Below are 18,008 nucleotides of genomic sequence, written 5' to 3' on the forward strand. Positions count from 1 at the left end.
GCAGCCACGAGCGTGGCTCCCGGGCGACGCAAGCGGTGCTCAGCTTTCGCCGAACACGCGCTTGAAGATCGTGTCGACGTGCTTGAGGTGATAGCCGAGGTCGAACTGCTCCTCGATCTCGGCGTCCGAGAGATACTTTTTCACCTCGGTGTCCTTCTTCAGCAACTGAAGGAAATCGCCTTCGCCGCGCCAGACCGGCATCGCGTTGCGCTGCACGAGCTTATAAGCGTCCTCGCGGCTTGCACCCTTCTGCGTGAGCGCCAGGAGCACGCGCTGCGAATGCACGAGGCCGCCGAGGCGGTCGAGGTTCTTCTGCATGTTGGCGGGGTACACCAGGAGCTTGTCGATCAGGCCGGCGAGGCGCACCAGCGCGAAGTCGAGCGTCACGGTGGCGTCCGGGCCCATCATACGCTCGGCCGAGGAGTGCGAGATGTCGCGCTCGTGCCAGAGCACGACGTTCTCCAGCGCCGGCGTCACATAGGCGCGCACCATGCGGGAGAGGCCGGTGAGATTCTCCGACAGCACCGGGTTGCGCTTGTGCGGCATCGCGGAGGAGCCCTTTTGTCCTTCCGAGAAGAACTCTTCGGCCTCCAGCACCTCGGTGCGCTGCATGTGGCGGATCTCGACCGCGATGCGCTCGACCGAGGAGGCGATCACGCCCAGCGTCGAGAAATACATCGCGTGGCGATCGCGCGGGATTACCTGGGTCGAGATCGGCTCGGGGACGAGGCCCATGGCTTTCGCAACGTGGTCTTCGACGCGCGGATCGATCTGCGCGAAGGTGCCGACGGCGCCTGATATGGCGCAGGTCGCGACTTCCTTCCGCGCCGCGATCAGGCGCTCCTTGGCGCGCGAGAACTCGGCATAGGCATAAGCGAGCTTGAGGCCGAAGGTCACGGGCTCGGCATGGATGCCGTGGCTGCGGCCGATGGTCGGCGTCATCTTGTGCTCGAAGGCGCGCTTCTTGAGTGCGGCCAGCACCTTGTCGAGGTCGGCGAGCAGCAGGTCGGCGGCGCGGGTGAGCTGGACGTTGAGGCAGGTGTCGAGCACGTCGGAGGAGGTCATGCCCTGGTGGACAAAGCGCGCCTCGGGGCCGACGATCTCGGCGAGGTGAGTGAGGAAGGCGATGACGTCGTGCTTGGTCTCGCGCTCGATCTCGTCGATGCGGGCGACGTCGAAGGTGGCGTCCTTGGCCTTGGCCCAGACCGTTTTGGCGGCCTCTTTGGGGATGGTGCCGAGCTCGGCGAGGGCGTCCGCCGCATGCGCCTCGATCTCGAACCAGATCTTGAACCGGGTCTGCGGCTCCCAGATCGAGGCCATTTCCGGGCGGGTATAGCGGGGGATCATCTGACGGCTCCAGGAAGGTGAGCGGGCGGCCCAAAGAGGGCGGCGCCGGCCAAAATGCTTTTTACGCCGTGATTTAACAGAGCAGGCAGGGCGAAACAAACGGTCTGGGCCCCGGGAGAGGGGGATCGCCGAGCTATCCACCGGACCGGGGGTTGGCGACCCCAGCCGCAAATATTAACTGTCAATCACGGATCATTGACTGACAGATATTGAAATCTGTCAGCGGGATGTGTATATCCGTTGTCGGACGCTCCGATTGGGCGTCCCGCGGTCACCTCCAGGGGGAGCCCGACATCCGAAATAGTTCTCGGATCGAAGGTCGCCATCGAAGGGCGAGGGCCGTGGACGAATGGAGATAAAAGAAAATGACAACCGAAATCATCAACTTCACCGGCGCGATTGGGCATTGGCTCAATTTGCTGGTGGCGCGCCAGATCGCGGCGCAGGCTGCAAAACTGCCTCATTAAGGCGAGAGCTTTCCGAAACGGCCGGCAGGGGCGCTTCGGAAGCAGCTCTATCGCCGGGTAACTGAGCCCAAACGGGAACATGGTGCTGGCATGAATGAAGCCGTTGTCTTGACGCCGGAGCGGATCCTCGAAGTGACCGAGGACGTCTTGCGGCGTTACGGACTTGCCAAGGCCACCGTGGTCGACGTTGCCCGTGCGCTCGATGTGAGCCACGGCAGCGTCTATCGTCATTTCCCGAGCAAGGCCTCGCTGCGCGAGGCCGTGGCCAAACGCTGGTTGGACCGCATCGACGCGCCGCTCCGCCAGATCGCCGCGGAGGAGGGCCCGGCGCCGGCGCGGCTCGACCGCTGGCTGCGGACGCTGTTCGCCGCCAAGCGTTCGCGCGTGCTCGACGACCCCGAGATGTTCGAGACCTATCTGATGCTGGCGCGCGAGGCCTGCGCGGCCGTCAAGTGTCACAAGGACACCATGATCGACCAGATCTCGGCGATCCTGATTGACGGCGTGAAGCAGGGCGCATTCGCCATCGGCGACGTCAAGACCACGGCGCGCGCGATCTTCGATGCCACCGTCCGATTCCACCATCCGGCGCATGCCGACGAGTGGAAGGATGCCGATCTCTCCGCGCGCGTCGATGCGACGCTCGCGCTGCTGCTGCGCGGTCTGAAGGCGGCCTGAGGCCGCGGGACCTATTTCAATCCGCGGTGCGGCCGATCAACCTCTCGCCTTGTGAAGAAGGGCGCCGTCGCGAAGCGAGGGCGAGGAAGCCGAATGTCTCCGCGCGTGGAAGGCAGGATCGGACGATGGAACGACCGGCGGACTATCCGGATATGCATTGACCGCGATTTCGACGGCGTCCTTTGACCGCTTGCGAAGTCGGTAGAAGGTTAGCTCCTGGTCGAGCATTGGACAGCGGAAGTGGACGACGGCTGTGTCCGGCAGGCGGCAAAGTTCGTCGATGAGCTCGCCTACTGTGATGATCGGGGGATGGTCGACTGCCTTGTGATGACCCTTACTCATGACCTTGTGACTCCTTCACTCCGGTACTAACCGGAGCCGGATGGTGTCCGTTCCAATCTCGTTCAGCAGATTGAGAAGCTTCAAGGGACCAGGGCAGTGCGGCAGCTTTGCTGCTAGATCCGCGTCAATCCGCAACTCGCTGCCAGCCGGACCAGCTGCGCGTCCGTGCGCGCGCCGGTCTTGGTCTTGATCAGATAGTGGTAGTTCTGCACTGTCTTCACACTGAGATTGAGATGCGTCGCGATCTGCTCGGTGGTGGCGCCGCCGGCGAACTGGCGCAGGATCTCGATCTCGCGCTCGCCCAGCTGATCCAGCGCTGAGCCCGCCGATAGACTGTCCTCGGCGAGGATATGCGCGATATCGTCGCTCATGGCCCGCTCGCCGCGCGCGACGGCGCGGATCGCGGTGACGACGGCGGACGGTTCGCTGCTCTTGGTGACGAAGCCGCTGGCCCCGGCGCTGAAGGCGGCTTTCACCAGCACGGCCTCGTTGTGCATGGTGAAGACGAGGATCCGCGCCCGCGGACTGCGCGCGCGGATGTTGCGGATCGCCTCCAGCCCGCTCGCGCCGGGCATCGAGATGTCGAGCAAGACGACATCGGGATTATGCGCCTTGAACGCGCTGTAGGCGTCCGCGGCGTTGTCGGCCTCCGCCACGACATGCAGATCGCCCTGGCTTTCCAGCACGCGCCGATACCCTTGGCGGACGATCGGGTGGTCGTCGACGAGCAGCACGGAGATGCCTGTTGCTGCAACCTCGCTCATTCCGCCCTCACGCGGCGAGCGGGATGGTGGCGGCGACGCTGAGGCCGCCGCGGGCGGGCAGGATCGAGAGCGATCCGCCGGCCGCCGTGACGCGCTCGCGGATGCCGGTCAGGCCGAAGCCGGCCGATTGCGCGACGCGCTCCGCATCACCGCCGCCGTCGTCCTCGACGCGGATGAGCAGCGCGTCATCCTCGCCGGCCCGGCGTTCGATGCGCAAAGAGATCTCGCGCGCCGCACCGTGACGCAGCGCGTTGGTCAGGCATTCCTGTGCCACGCGATAGGCCGTGGTGGCGGCCGGACCGCTGATGTCAGTGAGGTCACCCCTGAGATCGAGCTGGATTGTCGGCCGCGCCGCGCTCTGTGAGCGCCAGCTGTCGACGAGATTGACGAGGCTTGCCTCGAGCCCGAGCTCCTCGGGCAGGGGATTGCGCAGACGCTTCAGCGCATCGCGGAGCGAGGCCATCAGATGATGGGTGGCCTGCGAGATCATGCGCGCATCCTGCGCGATGCCATTATCCCGATTGTCCTTCGTGCTCGCCGTTTCGATCGTGTTGGCGAAGGCGAGAATGGCGGAAAGATTCTGCCCGAACTCGTCGTGCAACTCGCGGGCGAGGGTGCGGCGCTCGTCGTCGCGGATCTCGATCAGGCGCCGCGTCAGCGCGGCGCGCTGCTCGGTGGCTTCCTCCAGCCGGCCGCCGAGCTCGTCGACGGCGCTGCCGATCATCGCCAGCTCCATGGAGCGGAAGCGCGGCAGTTTGGTGCGATACTGCCCGCGCGCCATGCGCTGCAGGGCGGTCACGATCGTGCGCGCCGGTGCCAGCGCATGCGCGATCGCCAGCGAAGCCAGCAGCGCGATCGCCGTCGCCATCAATAGCGCGACGTCGATCACGTTGAGGATGTATTCCCAGGCGAGCGAGACGGCGGCTGCGGCATCCGGCGTCGCGACCACGGTGCCGGCGGTCGCGGCGCGGGGACTGACGGGCCGGACCACCTCGGCGTGGCTGCCGAGGAAGGTCGGCACGATCGCGGCGAACCAGCGCGGCGGGCTCTTGCCCAGCCCCTCGCTCTGGCCGCAGAGCGGCTTCTCGAATGGCGCGGCCGGCTGGAACTCGACGCAGACGCCGGGCGAGATTAGCTTCATGGTCTCCAGGGTGCGCCAATCCGGAACGGGCAGGAGATGCTCGCGCGCTCTGCTGCTCCGCAACAAAAGCTCGCGCCAATACAGCGCCTGAAGCGCCTGCGCGACCCGCTGCGCCGATGCCGCAGTCGACCGGTCGACGCTGCGATAGGCGTCGAATGTGGCCCATATGGTTGCCGCGCCAAGGCACAGGGCCACGATAAGCAGCAGACGGGCGACAAGCTGAAGCACGAGGCGCATGCGATCACCCTCGACGTTTGATAAGCTCAGCCTAACAATGCCGCCGCGCCTTGCCAATTGCGGGGTGTGGCGGGATTGCAGCTCGGGCAAATTTCCCAAGCAGGATTGGGCATGGGTCTTTGGACCTGATACGGCGACTTTGATCTAATCGACTGGAAATCTTTGCAGGCCAATCGTTGCGGGCCGGGAGCAGTGCAGCATGAGTTCGATCACGATTGGACCGATCGCGGGAACCGCGACCGACCCATCCGAGCGCAGTGCGCTCCTGTTCTGGATGATCTTCACGGGGCTCTCGATCTTCGCCGTCGTGCTGCTGTGGCGGTTCGGCCTGATTCATCTGATGCTAACCTCGGACCGGACCTACATTTCGAGCGTCATCGCGGTGCTCTATGTCCTGACCTGCGGCCACTGCTTCCTGCGCACGCGGGCGATCGCGCGTGAAGGCGCAGCGGCGCGGCGCTGCCGCGAGGCGCTCGCGGCGCCTGACGGCGGCAAGGTGCTCGATGCGAGCGCGGCGGCGCTGCCGCGCGGGCTGGTGCGCGACCACATCCAGAGCCTGCTGACGAAAGCGGCCGCGCAGGGCTACCGCCCGGTCGACCAGACGTTGCTGCTGCGGACGCTCGCGGACCGGCTGCGCGGCTCCAATGGGTTCGGCGCCTTCGTCTCGGATACGCTGATGAAGCTCGGCCTGCTCGGCACCATCGTCGGCTTCATCATCATGCTGGCCCCGATCGCGGGGCTGGATGCCGCCGACAAGGTCGCGATGCGCTCTTCGATGGGGCTGATGAGCGACGGCATGGCGGTCGCGATGTACACGACGCTCGCCGGCCTCGTCGGCTCGATCCTGGTCCGCATCCAGTATTACATGCTGGATGCCGCGACCCAGCGTGTGTTCTCGGATGCGGTCGTGCTGACCGAGACCTATGTGACGCCCGTGCTGGAGCGCAAGGGGTCTGAAAAGGGGGCTGGAATCAAGGGCGCCGGAATCCCGTCATGATGGATGATTTCGGCCTCTATCCGCGCGAGGAGCCGTTCGATCCGCTGGGCGTGATGCTGTTCAAGGCGCTCCAGGTGATCGCGTTCCTATTCTTTCTTGCGCTGCTCGCGGTCTCTCCTGATGCCAAGGAGGGCAAGATCGATTCCAAGGCTGAGTTCATGATCACGCTGGACTGGCCGGACAGCCACCCCGACGATCTCGACCTGTTCGTGCAGGATCCCGCCGGCAACATCGCATGGTATCGCCATCGTGAGGCCGGCTTCCTGACCCTCGATCGCGACGACCGCGGCGGGGCCAACGACTTCATCATGGTCGCCGGCAAGAAGATCGCCTCGCCGATCCGCGAGGAGATCGTCACGGTGCGCGGCATCGTCGCCGGCGAATACACCGTCAACGTCTCGCATTTCGTGGCGACGACCAGCGAACCCGTCACGGCCAATGTGAAGGTGCAAAAGCTCAATCCGACCGCGCAGGTGGTCTTCGACAACAAGTTCACGCTCGACCACACCGGCGACGAGAAGACCGCCGTGCGGTTCCGGCTCGATGCCGAGGGTAAGGTCATCGACGTGAGCCAGCGGCCGAAATCGCTGCTGGAGACGTTCCGCAGCAGCTGGCGCAACGGGGCCGATCTCGACCCGAGAACCGGTGTGAGCAGTAACGCCAAGAGGATACGCCGTGACTAATCTGCAAACGGTCATCCTCACGCTGTCGGTTGCCTATGCCGTGATCGGCGCGCTGCTGCTGATCGTGCTGGTCTATGGGCGGCTGCACTGGTCGTTCAAGGCGGTCGCGGTGGTGGTTACCAGCGCCTTCTACATCGTCAGCTTCAGCGAGATGCGCGGGTTGCTCGGTTGGGCCAGCACAGACCGGCTGCCGGCGACCTTCAAGCTGCTGAAGTCCCGCATCGTCGAGCCGCATTCGCTTCAGGGTGATCCCGGCTCGATTTATCTGTGGGTCGAGCAGCTGGACGAGGACAATCGCCCGAGCGGCATCCCGCGCGCCTTCCGCGTGCCCTACGACGACAGGCTCGCCGACAAGACCCATGCCGCGGAGAACGAGATCGCGTTGGGACATCCGCAAGGTGGCCGTGCCGCGGATTTCGGCGGCGGTGATGGCAGCCTCATCGATATGGTCCGCGAATATGTGACGCCGAAGACCATTTTGGAGACCACCGGCGGTGATTCCTCGACCGGCGAATTCCTCGCCCCGCCGGCCGGCGCGCAAGGCGCCGTGTTCACGCCGATACCGCCGCCCCGGATGCCCCCAAAGGACGAGCAATAGGCCCTTCGTCATCGCCGCAGGATCATCACCGCAAGGCTGCGCTGGTAAACGGCGCGGCGCTGGCGCATGGTTTTGACCTCCCTCAATTTGGCCTTACCGGCCTTCAATAAGAATTGGAGGGTGGAGGGTGCGTGCTCCTAGCTGTCTTTTCGGATATCCACGGCAACAGGCAGGCCTTCGAGGCCTGCCTGAAGGTTGCCCGCGCGAGGGGCGCGGGGCGGTTCGTCCTGCTCGGCGATTTCGTCGGCTATGGCGCCGATCCGGAATGGGTGGTGGATACCGCGATGGAGCTCGTTGCCCAGGGTGCGATCGCCGTCCGCGGCAATCACGACCAGGCGGTCAATTCCTCGACGGAGACCATGAACGCCGAGGCGCAAATCGCGATCGAATGGACCCGCGGCCGGCTTGATACCGCGCAGCGGCGGTTCCTGACCGAACTGCCGATACTGGTGCAGGATAGCGATCGTCTCTTCGTGCATTCGGAAGCCTCCAGCCCCCAGCGCTGGCACTATGTCCGCTCGACGGTCGACGCCGCCAAGAGCCTGATTGCAACGCCCGCTCATGTCACGTTTTGCGGCCACATCCATCGTCCCGCGCTCTATTCGATGTCGGTGACGGCCAAGATGACGAGCTTCGTCCCGAAGACCGACGTCCCGGTGCAGCTTCTGCGCGGCCGGCAATGGCTCGCCGTGCTCGGCGCGGTCGGCCAGCCCCGCGACGGCGATCCGTCGGCGGCCTTCGTATTGTTCGACACTGAATCGTGCCAGATCACCTACTGCCGCGCGCCCTATGATATCGAGACCGCGGCGGACAGGATTCGCGACAACGGCCTGCCGCACTGGCTCGCCGATCGGCTCTCGCAGGGGCGCTAGAGGCCGATGCCGAAGCCCCTGGTCAAATCCGGTGCCGTGATCGATGGTTACACCATCGGTGAATGCGTTCATGCCGGCGGCATGGCGACGCTGTGGACGGTCACCCATCCCGGCATCGACGTGCCTTTGCTGATGAAGATTCCGCGGGTGTCGGAGGGCGAGGACCCCGCCGCGATCGTCTCCTTCGAGATGGAGATGATGATCCTGCCGCGGCTGGCGGGTCCGCACGTCCCGGCCTGTTTCGGCACCGGCGATTTCGCGCACCAGGCCTATGTCGTGATCGAGCGCATCAGCGGCACCACGCTCTACAAGCGGCTGCCTGACCTGCCGTTGCCCTACGACGAAGCGCGGCAGCTCGTCGCCAAGATCGCAACCGCGCTTGCCGATCTACACCGCCAGAACGTGATCCATCACGACATCAAGCCGAGCAGCATCATGTTCCGCGATAGCGGCGAGGCGGTGCTGATCGACTACGGCCTATCGCATCACAACCACCTGCCGGATCTTCTGCAGGAGGAATTCCGCCTGCCTTACGGCACCGCGCCCTACATGGCACCCGAGCGGCTGTCAGGGGTGCGCGACGATCCGCGCAGCGACCTGTTTTCGCTCGGCGTGCTGCTCTATTTCTTCACCACTGGCGAGCGGCCGTTCGGCGAGGGCGAGACGCTGCGCGCGATGCGGCGCCGGTTGTGGCGCGATCCGCACCCGCCGCGATGCTTGCGCGCCGACTATCCGCTCTGGCTTCAAGAGGTGGTGCTGCGGTGTCTCGAGATCGAGCCGGTGTGGCGCTATCCGACGGCGTCGCAGCTTGCCTTCGATCTCGCCCATCCAGACCAGGTCAAGCTCACCGCGCGCTCGGAGCGGGTGAGACACGACCCCATCGGCGTCGCTTGGCGGCGCCGCTTCAACCAGGGCGTCATGGCGCCGCGCGCGAAATCGGATGTTGCCGCCCAGATCGCATCGAGCCCCATCCTCGCCGTCGCGCTCGACACCGTGGAAGGCACGCCGGAGCTGAACGAGGCGCTGCGCGTGACCACCGAGCGCATCCTTGCCACCTTGCCGTCAGCACGGCTTGCCTGCGTCAACGTGCTCAAGCTGAACCGGATCGCGATCGACCGGACGCTGGACGAGCAGGGGTCCAACAAGCATATCGACCGCCTGGTCGCGCTCAGGCATTGGGCGACGCCGCTCAAGCTGGATGAGAGCCGGCTGTCGGCTCATGTGCTGGAGGCGGTCGATCCCGCCGCCGCGATCCTCGAGTTCGCCGAGGTCAACCAAGTCGACCACGTCATCATCGGCGCGCGGCAAGGTTCGTTCAGGCGCACGCTGCTCGGCAGCGTCTCGGCCAAGGTAGCTTCGGAAGCGGCCTGCACCGTCACCGTGGTACGGCCGCCGCGGATGGCTGGGGAAGCCGGCGAGCCCAATGCCGGCGAAGTGCCAGGATAGACCGCCTGCCGATGGTGGATCAGGCCGCGTGGGCGGAGTGAATGGTGCGCTTGCGGCGGATCGGCCAGGAGAATTGCGGGCCGGGCTCGCCGTGATCCGGACTGCCGCCGAAATATTGGATGATCTCGCGGCAGGGCTCGCAATTGAACAGGTTACGCGACGCGGATGCCTTGGTCATTTCCTTGAGGCAGTTCGGGCAGTGCGGTTTCATGGGAGGTGGTCCGGAAAAGAGTGTCTCAGTGTCGGCGCTGCGACGGAAACGAATGATCGAGGTCCGAATTGTCGAGCCCGGCATCGTCGCCGAGTGCGCCATCGGCACGCTCGAGGCGGCCGAAGAAATAGTCGAGGCCCGGATGCGGGCGGCGCGGGATCCGGCACCTGCGCTTCGGCTGGCGCTTCACGAGTGCGATCTGCATGGCGCTCAGCCCCGACGGCGATGGTGGATGATGCGGGCGGAAGCCGCGGCTTTCACTGGTCGTGCGACAAAGAGGCTGCGAGTTGCAATCGCCGCGTTGAATCCGAACCACAACGCTACGCCAGTCCAAACCAGGGTCGTCGTCATGATGTGCTCCCGTCAAAAGCAGGCAGGAGTCACTTGCGGTGATTTGCGCGAATCAGTGAAGTCCGGATGAGTACGGATCAAGAGTGCAATTTTAGGCAATACGCGTCGCAACACCCGTAAAAGCCGCGGGATTTTCCGCCGTCCGCCTGCGTCGTTTGATCCAGCTCAAATCGCTTCGCCGCGAGCTCCCAGCGCGGCATTGCGGATCGCGGCGATGTTGGTCTTGTAGGCTTCCTGCGTGCCGCCCCTGAACACGGATGTGCCGGCGACGAAGGCGTTGGCGCCGGCCGCGGCGAGCGCGCCCGCAACTTCGGGGCCGACGCCGCCATCAACCTCGATGTCGATCGGGCGTCCGGCCGTCATCGCGCGGATGTCGCGGATCTTGCCGATCGCGGAAGGGATGAAGGCCTGGCCGCCGAAGCCGGGATTGACCGACATCACCAGCACGAGGTCGACGAGGTCGAGAACATATTCGAGCGTGCTGATCGGGGTGCCGGGATTGAGCGAGACGCCGGCCTTCTTGCCGAGCGCGCGGATCGCCTGGAGCGAGCGGTGCAAATGCGGACCGGCCTCCGCATGCACGGTGATGTGGTCGCAGCCGGCTTTCGCAAAGGCCTCGAGATAGGGGTCACAGGGCGAGATCATCAGGTGCGCGTCGAACACCTTCTTCGTGTGCGGGCGCATCGCCTTGATGACGTCGGGGCCGTAGGAGATGTTGGGAACGAAGTGACCGTCCATCACGTCGAGATGGATCCAGTCCGCGCCGGCGGCGTCGACGCTGCGCACCTCCTCGCCGAGCCTGGAGAAGTCCGAGGCCAGGATCGAGGGCGCGATTGCCAGGGGGCGGGGGGCGAAGGCTTGGGTCATGGCGCGGTTTCCCGTGGCGGCCGAAAGAAGATTGGGCCTCGCCTAACATGGGCCTCCGTGGCGGGCAATGCAGGGCAGGCGTGCTTCCTGTGGGCGGAAATTTCTGCCGCGACCGGCATGATTTGCCGGTGTTCCCGGGCCGTCGAAGGTGCGGTGGCGGCGGATTTCATTGAAATTTTTGCGCTGGCACGACGCTTGCTGACGTTACCCGAGGAACATTGGCGGCGGCATGCCGCATCGGTTGGAGTTGTGCAATGTTGTTAGCCCTTGGCGCCGTATCCAGCGCGCTCGACGCGATCCAGTCGCTGACGAACTCCAAGTCGTCCTCGTCGACGCAGAAGGCCGGATCTTCGCAAGGCGCAACCAACCCGTTCGCGATCGACAGCAGCACGGGCAGCATGACGACCTCATTGGTCGGCTCAGCCAATCCGCCACAGATCGCGCCGGCGACCATGAGCGCGCTGCTCGCCGCGCAGAGCCAGTCGACCGACGGCGCGAGCAGTTCGGCGAGCTCGACCTCGTCGTCCTCGATGTCGAAGGGCCGGGAGACTGCGCTCAAGGATCTGTTCTCTCAGATCGATGCGGACGGCGACGGCAGCATTACAAAGTCCGAGTTCGAGGACGCGCTGGGCGCCGGCGGCACCAACCTCGCGCAAGCCGACGATGTCTTCTCGAAGCTGGATGCGAACGCCGACGGCAACGTCAGCCTTGACGAGATGTCGAAGGCGCTGAAGAGCGGCCACGGGCACCATCACGCGCAAGGCGCCGGCGGCGCGGGCGATGGATCGGATTCCTCGTCGAAGTCCGGCGGCGGATCGACCTCGACCACGACGACCGCTGCCGACGGCTCGACCACGACGACCGTCACCTATGCCGACGGCTTCAAGATGTCGACGACGGTGCCGGGCGCCTCCAGCCCCCGCAACTCGGCTTACGATCTGTTCGCGCAGTTGATGCAGCAGCAAGGCGGGCAGGGGCAGGGCTCTTCGGCGGCTGCCGGCTCATCGATGTCGATGAGCGTGTGAGCGGCATCCGAGATTAGCCGGCATATTCGTGCGTGATGTCACGATAGGCGTACCGGTCGCGGATCTTGTGGTTGAAGAACGCCCCCTTTGTGCGCGCTTCCCTGAACGCGGCGTCGACCTCGGGCGGAACATCCTCGTAGACATAGAGCCGTCCGCTGACGAAAGTCACCTTCAGCTCGCGCGTGTCCGGCGCATAGCGAAAGAAGCGGATCACGGAAGACGGCATGGCGGTACACCCTGGCCCGCCATGATAACGCCGTATCCGCCGTTTCGTTTCTAGCCGAACCGGTCCATCCAGGCCGGCAGCGCTCCCGGGAACGGTAGCGCGGCTGCGCTATAGACGCCGCGGGCGATTGCGCGCGCGACCACGTTGGCTGCGACGGTGCCGAGTTCGGTGAGGCCGACCAGCGGATCGATCGGCTTCTCACCGGTGGCGGCCGCAAACAGCACATCGCCATCCGTCGGTGCATGCACCGGATAGATCGCGCGGGCGAAACCGGTATGCGCGATCATCGCCAGCCGCTTGGCCTGGGGCTTGGTCAGCACCGCGTCGGTGACGACCGCGCCAATGGTGGTGTTTTCGCGCGCGTTCGCGGCAGGGCCGCCCTTGATGCGCATGCGGAGCATGTCGTCGGTGAATTTGTCCGGCAGGCCGCGTCCGCCGAACTCGCCGTTCGCCTCGAACGGCGCCGCCCAGAACCAAGGTCCGTTGCCGACGGTGACACTTCCCACCGCGTTGACGGCGACGATCGCGGCGACCTTGACGCCATCAGGCGTCACCGCCGAGGCCGAGCCGAGCCCGCCCTTGAGTGTTGCAGTGGTGGCACCGAGGCCGGCGCCGACGCTGCCGATCGCGAAGTCGGCGCCGGCGGCGGCCGCCGCGGCGTAGCCGAGGTCGCGATAGGGCGAGAACCGTCCCCAGGCCTTGTCGCCCCCATTGAGCAGATCGAACAGGATCGCGCCGGGCACGATCGGGATCAGCGCTTCCCGAACCCGGTGGCCGCGGCCCTGCTCGGCGAGCCAGGCCTGCACCCCGCCCCCGGTATCGAGGCCAAACGCGGAACCGCCGGACAGTGCGATCGCGTCGACGCGCTCGACGGTGTTGGCGAGATCGAGCAGTGCGTCTTCGCGCGTGCCGGGTCCGCCGCCACGGACGTCGATCGCCGCGACCGCCGGCTGGTCGAAAATGATCGCGGTCGTGCCGGAGGCAACTTTGGCATCCTCGGCATGTCCAACGCGGACGCCGGCAATATCGGTGAGCAGATTTTTCAAGACGGCCTCATCGTTGAGTGCAGTTCGCAATCTGCGATAGCGCAGAGAGCACGCAGGCTCAACTGGCGAGTGCCGTCCTGAGCATCTTGGCAAGCTCGGACTTGCGGTAGGGCTTTGCCAGCAGCAGCACGCCGGAATCGAGCCGGCCGTGATGAACGATGGCATTTTCGGTGTAGCCAGAGGTGAACAGTGTCTTCAGCTCGGGACGGCGGCGGGCGGCTTCATCGGCAAGCTGGCGACCGTTCATGTTGCCCGGCATGATGATGTCGGTGAAGAGCAGGTCGATGGTCTTGTCGTTGTCGATGATGGTCAGGGCCTCCGCGCCGTTGGCGGCCTCGAGCGCGGTGTAGCCCAGGCTCTTGACCTGGGTCACCACATATTGCCGCACCAGTGCGTCGTCCTCGACGATCAGGATCTTCTCATCGCCGCCGGTGATGGGCGCGTTCTGGAGCACTTCGATCTCGGTCTCCTGCACGCCGCTCGAGCGCGGCAGGTAGATCTTGACGCTCGTGCCGTGGCCTTCCTCGCTATAGATCTTGACGTGGCCGCCGGACTGCTTGACGAAGCCGAACACCATGCTGAGCCCGAGCCCGGTGCCCTTGCCAACCTCCTTGGTGGTGAAGAAGGGGTCGAACACCCGGTCGATCAACTCCGGCGGAATTCCGGAGCCGGTGTCGCTGACCGCGATCATCACGTAACTGCCGGCGACCATGTCGGCATTCATGCTGGCATAGCCGTCGTCGAGGAAGACGTTGCGGGTCTCCAGCACCAGGGTGCCGCCATCGGGCATCGCGTCACGTGCGTTCAGCGCGAGATTGAGGATCGCCGTGGAAAGCTGGCCGGGGTCGACCAGAGCCGGCCATGCATCCTCGGTGAGCTGCGGCATGATGGTGATCTGCTCGCCCAGGGTGGGGTGCAACAGCTTGGCGGCTTCGAGCGCCAGCGCATTGACGTCGATCTCGCGGGGCTGGAGCGGCTGCTTGCGGGCGAAGGCAAGCAGGTGCTTGGTCAGCTGCGCGCCGCGCTCGGCGGCGTCGTCGATCAGCTTGGTGATCGCAGCCAGCTCGGGCCGGTCGGCGACCGCGTCCGACAAGATGCCGATCGTGCCGGTGATGACGGTCAGCACGTTGTTGAAGTCGTGAGCGACGCCGCCGGTCAACTGACCGATGGAATCCATTTTCTGGACCTGCCGGAACTGGGCTTCGGCGGCCTGCTTCTCCGTGAGATCCCGGCCGATGAAGAAGTGACGCTTCACCGGCTCGGACCAGGTGCCCATCCAGTTCAGCGTGACCTCGTGACCGTCGTAGTGATAGTAGCGCGCCTCGAAGCTGCGTTTGACCGCGCCGCGCCGCGCCGCGCGCATCTCCTCCCGGGTTCTATCGAGGTCGTCGGGGTGAATGAACTCGGTGGCGCTGTGCCCGATCAGATCTTCCGGGCTGAAGCCGAGGATGTCCTTCACGCTCGGGCTGACCTGGATGAAATTGCCGAAACCGTCGGTGACCAGGATCAGGTCCTGCGAAGTCTCGAAGATACGCTGGCGCTCCTCGATCTCGCGGCGAAGCTTTTCCCTGGATTGCTTCTCCTCGGTGATGTCGTGGGCGATCTTGGAGGCGCCGATGATCTCGCCGCTCTCCGCCCGAAGTGGCGAGACGTTGAGGACGACGTCGAGCGCGCGACCATCCTTCCTGAGACGGACCGTCTCGTGCTGGGCAATCGACTCGTTGCTGCTGATGCGATTGAGAATGCTCCTGACTTCCGGCTTGCGGTCCTCCGGCACGATGATGTCGATCGGCTTGCCGACGGCCTCTGCGGCGGAATAGCCGAACAGATGCTCGGCGGCACGGTTCCAGCCGGTGATGGCGCCGTTGAGCGACTGGGTGATGATGGCGTCGTTGGAGGATTCGACGACGGCGCCATACAGCGCGAGGCGCTTGCCATAGAAGTCGCGATCCGATGCCGATTGTTCGCGCAGTCTGCCGACAAGACCCACCGTCCGGGCCTGTAGGCGAACGTTCTCGATCAGCAGCACCGCGAGCACGAAGCTCGACGCGCCGAGGCCATAGAGACGGCCGGCGTAGAAACCGAGATCGAAGCGCACGACGTTGACGATCGCAGACAGCGCGATGTCGAACAGCCAAGCGCACATCACGACCATGAGCCATATGTCGATCACCGAATGCGGGCGCCGGAACCACAGTGAAACGAGCGCGGCGAAGCTCAGTGACCAAACAAAGGACACGACCCCGATCATGGTCGGTGTGTATCGGCTGTCGCGGAGCAGGACCGGCAACAGATCGTGCTGGGCGGTGACGATCCAGGTGAAGGCAGCTATGGCCACGACGACGCCGAGCACGATGGCGCAGATCACGTTGCTTGTCCTGCCCCGGACCGTGGGGCCGCCGTCCTTTTCCTTCAGCCAGGCATAGCCCAGCACGAACAGCGGGAAGGCGCCGTGCCAGACCATGTAGAGCCAGACCGTGGTCTGACTGCCGGCGCCAAACAGCCCCGTCGGCGCGAACAGGCCGGGGAAGGTGAGGGCATGGACCAGCGCTGCCGCGGCGGTGAACAGGTAGCCGGTCGACAGCCACAACAGGGCGCGGGTCCGCAGCACCGAAAACTGCGACAGCAGCAGCACTGCCGTGATGATGTCGCTCACTGCCAGAGCGGATTGGTAGCTCGCCACGAAGGCCGGGACCGGAGGCAGCTGGATACCTGCGAACGGCACGGCCAGGGCGAACAGGATCGAAGAGACGCCGACGATCCACATTGCCGCGGTCCGGTCGGCCGATGCAGCCGGCAGCGTTGAAAGAAATGTGCTTCGGTCGATCGCAGGCACGTTCATCTCATGCAGACCCGTTTTGAGCATCTCCGCAGTTCCAAGATACGGCAGTCTTGATCTCCACGGCCCCCACGGTAGCTCGTTCCGGGCGCGTGTCGTGAACTGTTGCAGTGACGACTCAACCGAAGGTTACAGCTTACTTAATTTTGGTGGGAGCGTGGAATAGGGAGGGGGTAAGATGCGCTTTACTGGGCGGTGTCATAATGCCCTGCCGCCGCGGCGGGTTCCAGGTTTGAATCATACGATTTGGATCAATCTGTGGGGGTTGTTCCCATGCCTCGTATTCTCATCATCGACGACCAGAAGGACGTGCGCGCGATGGTCGCGATCGTTCTTCGGGTCAACCGTTACGAGGTTGCCGAGGCCGACAGCGGTGCGGCCGGGCTGAAAACCTTCGCGGAAGGCTCTTTTGACGCGGCGATTGTCGATATTTTCCTTGGCGACGTCAGCGGTGTCGACGTCATCGCGACCCTGCGCGAGCAGGCGCCGGAGCTTCCCGTCGTTGCGGTGTCCGGAATGACGGCGCTGGATTTCATGGAGCAGTCGTCCCACCTGGCCAACGTGGTCTGCCTGCAGAAACCGTTTCGGCCGAACGATCTCCTGCAAGCGCTTCGGAAAGCCCAGGCCGCGGTCAGCGGCGAGCTGCCTGCGGCCGTCTGAACCCGCTGCGAAAAGAAACGCCCCGGGCAAGCCGGGGCGTGGTGACGATCGTATGGCGGCCCGAGGGCGCGTCAAGCGGGCTTAGGTGCCGTTGCCCTTGATCTCGGCATAGTTGCCCTTGGCGTCCCATTTGTAGACGACGTAGTCGATCTGCTTGATGTCGCCCTTGGCGTCATACTCGACCGGACCGATCACGGTGTCCCACTTGCCGGCCTTCATCGCCTCCATGACCTTCTTGGCGTCGGTGGTGCCGGCCTTCTTGGCCGCCTGCGACCACACCTGCATAGCCGCATAGGTGTAGAGGGTGTAGCCCTCCGGGTCGATATTCTTGGCCTTGAAAGCCTCGACGATCTTCTTCGCGGTCGGCTTGTTGCGCGGATCGGGGCCGAAGGTGAACAGCGTGCCTTCGCCGGCCGGGCCGGTGATGGAGGCGTACTCCTTGTCGGCGAGCGCATCGCCGGCCATCAGCACGGTCTTGAGGCCCTGGTCGCGCATCTGACGCAGGATCAGGCCGCTCTCCTGATGGTACCCGCCGACATAGACGAGGTCGATGTTGTCGCGCTTCAAGCGCGAGACGATCGCGTTGAAGTCCTTGTCGCCCTTGTTGTAGGACTCGTACATCTTCTCGGTGACGCCGGCCTTGTTGAGCGCCTTCTTGGTCTCGTCGGCAAGACCCTTGCCATAGGTGGTCTTGTCGTTGAGGATCGCGATGTTCTTGCCCTTGAAGTTCTTGGCGATGTACTGCGCCGCGATCAGGCCCTGCTGATCGTCACGGCCGCAGACGCGCGCCACGTTCCAGAGCTTGCGCTCCGTGAACAGCGGGTTGGTCGAGGCCGGCGTGATCTGCAGCACGTTGCCGTCGGCATAGGCTTCCGAAGCCGGGATCGACGACGACGAGCAATAGTGCCCGGCCACGAACGGGATTTTCGCGCCGGCGATCTTTTCGGCGATCGAGCGCGCCTGCTTCGGGTCGCAGGCATCGTCCTCGACCGAAAGCGCGAGCTTCTTGCCGTTGACGCCGCCTGCGGCATTGATATCGGCCACGGCCATTTCGGCGCCGTTCTTCATCTGGCGGCCGAAGGCGGACTCGCCGCCGGTCATCGGGCCTGCGACTGCGACGGTGACATCCTGCGCGAACGCCGCGCTCGACAGCGCGATCGACGCGCCGAATGCCAGACCGATGAGCTTCAGTGACTTCATGAGATACCTCG

Annotated in this window: 18 protein-coding genes; 8 read left to right on the top strand and 10 right to left on the bottom strand. The window is 64.9% G+C overall.

The genetic code is table 11. From position 1 onward, the window contains the following. Positions 1–39: 39 nt before the first annotated feature. Positions 40–1,347 (bottom strand): adenylosuccinate lyase, encoded by a 1,308-nt coding sequence (purB, locus tag GA0061098_RS34755; protein WP_091965913.1) that lies wholly within the window; start codon positions 1,345–1,347, stop codon positions 40–42. 557 nt (positions 1,348–1,904) lie between these two features. Here purB and GA0061098_RS34760 point away from each other — a divergent pair. After that, positions 1,905–2,492, top strand: a complete 588-nt coding sequence (locus tag GA0061098_RS34760; RefSeq protein ID WP_091965914.1) for a TetR/AcrR family transcriptional regulator — start codon at positions 1,905–1,907, stop codon at positions 2,490–2,492. Between the two features lie 455 nt (positions 2,493–2,947). On the opposite strand, the gene GA0061098_RS34770 is transcribed toward GA0061098_RS34760, so the two are convergent. Both GA0061098_RS34770 and GA0061098_RS34775 read right to left on the bottom strand, forming a co-directional pair. Next, positions 2,948–3,598 carry a response regulator gene (locus GA0061098_RS34770; RefSeq protein WP_091965916.1) on the bottom strand — a complete coding sequence of 217 codons (651 nt, stop codon included), beginning with the start codon at positions 3,596–3,598 and terminating at the stop codon, positions 2,948–2,950. 7 nt (positions 3,599–3,605) lie between these two features. Then, on the bottom strand, positions 3,606–4,976 hold the full coding sequence (locus GA0061098_RS34775; RefSeq protein WP_091965917.1) for a sensor histidine kinase: 1,371 nt from the start codon (positions 4,974–4,976) through the stop codon (positions 3,606–3,608). Positions 4,977–5,175: 199 nt separating this feature from the next. Between GA0061098_RS34775 and GA0061098_RS34780 the strand changes: the two genes are divergently transcribed. From GA0061098_RS34780 to GA0061098_RS34800, 5 genes are all read left to right on the top strand, one after another. Then, positions 5,176–5,973 (top strand): MotA/TolQ/ExbB proton channel family protein, encoded by a 798-nt coding sequence (locus GA0061098_RS34780; protein ID WP_091965918.1) that lies wholly within the window; start codon positions 5,176–5,178, stop codon positions 5,971–5,973. After that, complete coding sequence (locus GA0061098_RS34785) at positions 5,970–6,656, top strand: DUF2135 domain-containing protein (RefSeq protein ID WP_091965919.1); 687 nt, start codon at positions 5,970–5,972, stop codon at positions 6,654–6,656. Before GA0061098_RS34780 ends, GA0061098_RS34785 begins: the two co-directional genes overlap by 4 nt. After that, positions 6,649–7,254 (top strand): hypothetical protein, encoded by a 606-nt coding sequence (locus GA0061098_RS34790; RefSeq protein ID WP_091965920.1) that lies wholly within the window; start codon positions 6,649–6,651, stop codon positions 7,252–7,254. Before GA0061098_RS34785 ends, GA0061098_RS34790 begins: the two co-directional genes overlap by 8 nt. A gap of 131 nt (positions 7,255–7,385) precedes the next feature. Next, positions 7,386–8,126, top strand: a complete 741-nt coding sequence (locus tag GA0061098_RS34795) for a metallophosphoesterase family protein (RefSeq protein ID WP_091965921.1) — start codon at positions 7,386–7,388, stop codon at positions 8,124–8,126. Between the two features lie 6 nt (positions 8,127–8,132). Continuing rightward, positions 8,133–9,572 (top strand): serine/threonine protein kinase, encoded by a 1,440-nt coding sequence (locus tag GA0061098_RS34800; RefSeq protein ID WP_091965922.1) that lies wholly within the window; start codon positions 8,133–8,135, stop codon positions 9,570–9,572. A 19-nt stretch (positions 9,573–9,591) separates the two neighbouring features. Here the strand turns inward: GA0061098_RS34800 and GA0061098_RS34805 are convergent, their stop codons facing one another. The 3 genes from GA0061098_RS34805 to rpe all read right to left on the bottom strand — a co-directional run bounded on the left by GA0061098_RS34805 (position 9,592) and on the right by rpe (position 11,001). Beyond that, positions 9,592–9,783, bottom strand: coding sequence for a hypothetical protein (locus tag GA0061098_RS34805; RefSeq protein WP_091965923.1), 192 nt, complete (start codon positions 9,781–9,783; stop codon positions 9,592–9,594). A gap of 25 nt (positions 9,784–9,808) precedes the next feature. Further along, positions 9,809–9,988 (bottom strand): hypothetical protein, encoded by a 180-nt coding sequence (locus GA0061098_RS34810; protein ID WP_038971663.1) that lies wholly within the window; start codon positions 9,986–9,988, stop codon positions 9,809–9,811. Between the two features lie 311 nt (positions 9,989–10,299). Continuing rightward, a complete protein-coding gene (gene rpe, locus GA0061098_RS34815; protein WP_091965924.1) occupies positions 10,300–11,001 on the bottom strand; it encodes a ribulose-phosphate 3-epimerase in 702 nt (233 codons plus the stop codon). A gap of 254 nt (positions 11,002–11,255) precedes the next feature. On the opposite strand from rpe, the gene GA0061098_RS34820 reads away from it, so the two are divergent. Further along, the gene (locus tag GA0061098_RS34820; protein ID WP_091965925.1) at positions 11,256–12,026 is read left to right on the top strand and encodes an EF-hand domain-containing protein; all 771 of its coding nucleotides are present in this window, start codon (positions 11,256–11,258) and stop codon (positions 12,024–12,026) included. Positions 12,027–12,039: 13 nt separating this feature from the next. Here GA0061098_RS34820 and GA0061098_RS34825 read toward each other — a convergent pair whose 3' ends face one another. From GA0061098_RS34825 to GA0061098_RS34835, 3 genes are read right to left on the bottom strand one after another with little or no spacing between them, the layout of a single operon-like run. Continuing rightward, entirely contained in the window at positions 12,040–12,252 is a 213-nt protein-coding gene (locus GA0061098_RS34825; RefSeq protein ID WP_091965926.1) for a KTSC domain-containing protein, read from the bottom strand. Between the two features lie 50 nt (positions 12,253–12,302). Beyond that, positions 12,303–13,298, bottom strand: a complete 996-nt coding sequence (locus GA0061098_RS34830) for a P1 family peptidase (RefSeq protein WP_091965927.1) — start codon at positions 13,296–13,298, stop codon at positions 12,303–12,305. Between the two features lie 58 nt (positions 13,299–13,356). Continuing rightward, entirely contained in the window at positions 13,357–16,164 is a 2,808-nt protein-coding gene (locus GA0061098_RS34835) for a PAS domain S-box protein (protein WP_091965928.1), read from the bottom strand. Positions 16,165–16,410: 246 nt separating this feature from the next. On the opposite strand from GA0061098_RS34835, the gene GA0061098_RS34840 reads away from it, so the two are divergent. Beyond that, positions 16,411–16,797 (top strand): response regulator, encoded by a 387-nt coding sequence (locus tag GA0061098_RS34840; protein ID WP_091965929.1) that lies wholly within the window; start codon positions 16,411–16,413, stop codon positions 16,795–16,797. Between the two features lie 81 nt (positions 16,798–16,878). Here the strand turns inward: GA0061098_RS34840 and GA0061098_RS34845 are convergent, their stop codons facing one another. After that, positions 16,879–17,997 carry a branched-chain amino acid ABC transporter substrate-binding protein gene (locus GA0061098_RS34845; protein WP_028142892.1) on the bottom strand — a complete coding sequence of 373 codons (1,119 nt, stop codon included), beginning with the start codon at positions 17,995–17,997 and terminating at the stop codon, positions 16,879–16,881. Positions 17,998–18,008: the final 11 nt, after the last annotated feature.

The sequence above is a fragment of the Bradyrhizobium shewense genome (assembly GCF_900094605.1).
GTDB lineage: Bacteria > Pseudomonadota > Alphaproteobacteria > Rhizobiales > Xanthobacteraceae > Bradyrhizobium > Bradyrhizobium shewense.

What these genes read in the sequence shown, in the direction of transcription:
- GA0061098_RS34805 (WP_091965923.1), bottom strand. Translation starts at nt 9,783, where the DNA reads ATGAAACCGCACTGCCCGAACTGCCTCAAGGAAATGACCAAGGCATCC.
- GA0061098_RS34840 (WP_091965929.1), top strand. Translation starts at nt 16,411, where the DNA reads ATGCCTCGTATTCTCATCATCGACGACCAGAAGGACGTGCGCGCGATG.
- GA0061098_RS34835 (WP_091965928.1), bottom strand. Translation starts at nt 16,164, where the DNA reads ATGCTCAAAACGGGTCTGCATGAGATGAACGTGCCTGCGATCGACCGA.
- GA0061098_RS34760 (WP_091965914.1), top strand. Translation starts at nt 1,905, where the DNA reads ATGAATGAAGCCGTTGTCTTGACGCCGGAGCGGATCCTCGAAGTGACC.
- GA0061098_RS34800 (WP_091965922.1), top strand. Translation starts at nt 8,133, where the DNA reads ATGCCGAAGCCCCTGGTCAAATCCGGTGCCGTGATCGATGGTTACACC.
- GA0061098_RS34820 (WP_091965925.1), top strand. Translation starts at nt 11,256, where the DNA reads ATGTTGTTAGCCCTTGGCGCCGTATCCAGCGCGCTCGACGCGATCCAG.
- GA0061098_RS34825 (WP_091965926.1), bottom strand. Translation starts at nt 12,252, where the DNA reads ATGCCGTCTTCCGTGATCCGCTTCTTTCGCTATGCGCCGGACACGCGC.
- purB (WP_091965913.1), bottom strand. Translation starts at nt 1,347, where the DNA reads ATGATCCCCCGCTATACCCGCCCGGAAATGGCCTCGATCTGGGAGCCG.
- rpe (WP_091965924.1), bottom strand. Translation starts at nt 11,001, where the DNA reads ATGACCCAAGCCTTCGCCCCCCGCCCCCTGGCAATCGCGCCCTCGATC.
- GA0061098_RS34770 (WP_091965916.1), bottom strand. Translation starts at nt 3,598, where the DNA reads ATGAGCGAGGTTGCAGCAACAGGCATCTCCGTGCTGCTCGTCGACGAC.
- GA0061098_RS34845 (WP_028142892.1), bottom strand. Translation starts at nt 17,997, where the DNA reads ATGAAGTCACTGAAGCTCATCGGTCTGGCATTCGGCGCGTCGATCGCG.
- GA0061098_RS34785 (WP_091965919.1), top strand. Translation starts at nt 5,970, where the DNA reads ATGATGGATGATTTCGGCCTCTATCCGCGCGAGGAGCCGTTCGATCCG.
- GA0061098_RS34810 (WP_038971663.1), bottom strand. Translation starts at nt 9,988, where the DNA reads ATGCAGATCGCACTCGTGAAGCGCCAGCCGAAGCGCAGGTGCCGGATC.
- GA0061098_RS34775 (WP_091965917.1), bottom strand. Translation starts at nt 4,976, where the DNA reads ATGCGCCTCGTGCTTCAGCTTGTCGCCCGTCTGCTGCTTATCGTGGCC.
- GA0061098_RS34780 (WP_091965918.1), top strand. Translation starts at nt 5,176, where the DNA reads ATGAGTTCGATCACGATTGGACCGATCGCGGGAACCGCGACCGACCCA.